This is a genomic window from Virgibacillus siamensis (genome assembly GCF_039522605.1).
Lineage (GTDB): Bacteria > Bacillota > Bacilli > Bacillales > Amphibacillaceae > Lentibacillus > Lentibacillus siamensis.
This window is the reverse complement of the sequence record NZ_BAAADS010000013.1, coordinates 5,548-8,889: the sequence shown is the minus strand read 5'-3', so window position 1 is coordinate 8,889 and position 3,342 is coordinate 5,548. Positions and strand designations below refer to the sequence as shown.

Genomic DNA, 3,342 nt, shown 5'->3' with positions numbered 1-3,342 from the left:
CTTCAAACATTTTTGACCCCCATATTTGATTATTTTAAACCTATCATACCAAAAAAAGGAGTATTTTATTGTCTTTGAATTTTTGTTTACAATAATTCCATATTTGTCACAAAAAGTTACTCATCCATTAAATGGCCCTTATATCCGATATTGGCACGATTCTTTATTAGGGAAATGCGCCCGTTAATGGAAGATAGTTACGGCAATATTATTAAAGATTAAAGCAGTGGACTTCACAGTTATGTCCACTACTTGTAATGTTCCTATTTTACAAAAGTTCCGGGATTCTGAATACAAGTCCGGACTAGATGGAGCAAGGATACTTTATTATCGTCATTAAACTTATTGAAGAGGACAGTGTGAGGCTATTTACAATATTAAGTGGATCCCTAGATTGAATATATCCTTAGTTACTTAGCTTAATAAGCTAATTTGTTTTGATTTGAATTTCAGTACCTTTCCAATCATACTTCTTCATTTGTTCTATAGTATACTTTGAGTCATTTGGAAGTTTACTCTGTATATCGTTAATAACCCAACCTGAAGAAGCTTTTTTTAATTCTAGGTTGATAAAAGTTCTAAACCCCACTGCGTATAGAATGTACGATTTCACATCTTCCTTACCTTCCTGTGATATATCACGATAATAAACCTCTATATTTTTATTAAATTGTTTCCAATACCCCTCTGGAACCTTTTGGGTTTCATTTTTTATTTCACTTATAGATATATTTTCAGTTAGTGATTTAGCTTCATTAAAATCATGTTTCATCCAAGCTTCTTTAAAAAATGACAAAGTAAGTTCTTTGGGGTTATCAGTAGTTTTATTGCACCCTAAAAGCGCTGTCATTAAAACCAACAAACTAATAAATATTTTTAACCTCACCTAACCACCTCAAAAAAATAGATAAAGTCCCTTCTTAATATGAGGACTTTATCTAGGATATCAGTTATTCATTAATTTTAACAGATGCATTATTTACTATTTCTTTCACATGATTATTCCAAGCTCTTCCAGCCTCCCCATGTGAAATCTTTTTACCTTTATATTGTTTATAAAAGTTGCTTTTTAACTTTCCAATGCTTAAAGCCTTTTGATACTTTTCCACTAAATACTTTTCATATTCTGCCTTAGTCATACCCAGAGCCTTTCTTACGCCTAAATGAAATTCCTTGGTCATCTTAACATCTTTTGCATTTGAATCAGCTTTACTCAGTAGATTTTGTAGATTATTTATATACTGCTTTGCTTTTTTTGTTGATACGAATAAGTTTTTCTCTTTAGCCTTCTTAACTAATATTTTTTCTTTTATATACATACCTCTTATTTCTTCTTTACTAAATAGTTTCTTCTTTTTTATCCTTTTAAATAGATCTTTATTAGCTTTATATTTCTTAAAATCATGTTTTGAGAAGCCTTTACCCTCTATAACGATATATTTAGAAGACTCCGATACCTTTCCTTTATCACCTTTAGCTTGTTTGATATCATTCTTATACAACTCAAATAGGTTATCATCAATAAAATTATTATTTCCTGCCTCTACTTCATGACTATTACCTTTAAAGGGCAGAACAACCAAACTAATAGTTATTATTAATCCAAGAGTAGCTAAGAACCCTAAAATTTTCCTCACAATATTCCTCCTCCTCATATTAATCAATTGGCTGATTCTCTTTAACATCTACTTGATAAGCACCAGGAATTGTTTGCCAACTTGTCCATACTGCAGTGCTCAATGAAGTGTAATCATATGACGCTGAAAGATTGGAGTATGGATACGCCTCATTTGCATCAACATCCATACAAGGATCATGTATAGCGTTATAAGGTTGTGTTGGTCTATGGGTAGTCCTTAAGTCATCCCCGCCTCTATAGTATTTTATTACATCAGTGGTTATATTACTTGAGAAAGGAAGAAAACAAGCGTCTTTGGTTGACGCATATAAAGTTTCGCGTTTAAGTATTTTACCTGGATATGTAACCTCAGCTGTTGATACTACAGTCAAATTTATTGCAAAGGTTACCCCGTTGGAATCGGTTTGAAATGTTATTTCACTATCCTCCGCTCTATTCCCTCCCGCCAAAACAGTTGTTGTTTGAAATAAAAATAAACTAACTAAAATTGTAGCGATGATCGGTAACTTATTAAGTTTTTTCAATTTTACCACTCCCTTAAGAAATGATTTGGCGCACTTTCTTTCGATGTTTTATTCTATCTAAATAGTAACATAAATATAATAGTAATGTAATAATTTCGTAATTATTTTAAATTGGGAAAACATCCTATATTTCGACAAATTTTGCTACAAAAATCAGTCCTTTAAACTCCATACTTTCCTTAAATCAGGAAATATCTGAATAGTGTTTATTATAATAAATATGTTTGTTTCCCTCCTTTTAAAATAAAACTAATTGGATAACAACGCAGAAAAAGAAAAGTGACAATCAGTTGGGTTTGTACATCAATTGTGAGAGTACATTTTTCACGTAGAATTGTTCCATTAACTGGCCCTTATCCGCAATAATTAGCGCCAATTTTATTAGTTTATCGCGCCCGATTGTTTAAATGCGAATTTCATAAGAGTTAGTGTAAATCTAATCATTATTTTCACTTTTCGCCCTGTTGTTTTTCATTCTTTTATAGAATACGTAAATTGCATTGCCAGCGACCAATAACACAGAACCTGTCAAAGAACCATATATAGGAGGAAGATAAGGTATATTAGGAAAAAATACGATTTGACTTCCAATACTACCCCCGATGAATACTACTGGGGCCATCATACTTAATCTCCATTTAGAATTTTTGAATTTTACCTTTTCATTCATTTTTTACCTCCTTCCTCCTTAATCTTTTATTAAACTAAACGTTACTTACCTTATTAGCGATAAGCGCCCGTTCGTTTAAAACTGATAATTACTAAAGCAACTATCACTCAGCAAATACAAAAAACAGTAAACTGATTGCAAATAATATATATGCGAACTGAATGATTATGTACATTGTGAATTCAAAGGTTGAAAGTTTATTTTGTTTCTTAGTTTTTTCCAAATGTCGTAAATAAATAGCAGAACTTATAATAGCTATTAGGATAAAAATTGTACGTAAAATTTCTGCAAAAAGTATCAAGCTTGTCATCCCCCCCACTATGACTATTAGCTCACAAAATTGCCTTTATATGCTATAACGGCGCTGTTCCTTATTAGGGAAAAGCGCCCGATTGGTGAATACTCTTCACTTCTTACTAACTATGATTTTATTTGCGACCATTTTGTTTTCAGGGTCATTATTCCATTCACCTTTTACCCAAATTTCCACCTTTTGATCAGCCTTTAAT

4 protein-coding genes are annotated in these 3,342 nt (G+C 31.7%); all 4 read right to left on the bottom strand.

What is annotated here, in order from left to right; genetic code table 11:
• Positions 1–427 precede the first annotated feature (427 nt).
• Positions 428–886 (bottom strand): hypothetical protein, encoded by a 459-nt coding sequence (locus tag ABD010_RS10185; protein WP_343812654.1) that lies wholly within the window; start codon positions 884–886, stop codon positions 428–430.
• Between the two features lie 64 nt (positions 887–950).
• Positions 951–1,637, bottom strand: coding sequence for a hypothetical protein (locus ABD010_RS10180; RefSeq protein WP_343812652.1), 687 nt, complete (start codon positions 1,635–1,637; stop codon positions 951–953).
• A 19-nt stretch (positions 1,638–1,656) separates the two neighbouring features.
• Positions 1,657–2,163 (bottom strand): hypothetical protein, encoded by a 507-nt coding sequence (locus ABD010_RS10175; RefSeq protein WP_343812650.1) that lies wholly within the window; start codon positions 2,161–2,163, stop codon positions 1,657–1,659.
• 436 nt (positions 2,164–2,599) lie between these two features.
• Positions 2,600–2,833 carry a hypothetical protein gene (locus tag ABD010_RS10170; protein ID WP_244751067.1) on the bottom strand — a complete coding sequence of 78 codons (234 nt, stop codon included), beginning with the start codon at positions 2,831–2,833 and terminating at the stop codon, positions 2,600–2,602.
• Positions 2,834–3,342 lie beyond the last annotated feature (509 nt).

Excerpts from the sequence above, each read along its gene's own strand:
- ABD010_RS10170 (WP_244751067.1), bottom strand. The coding sequence starts at position 2,833 with ATGAATGAAAAGGTAAAATTCAAAAATTCTAAATGGAGATTAAGTATG.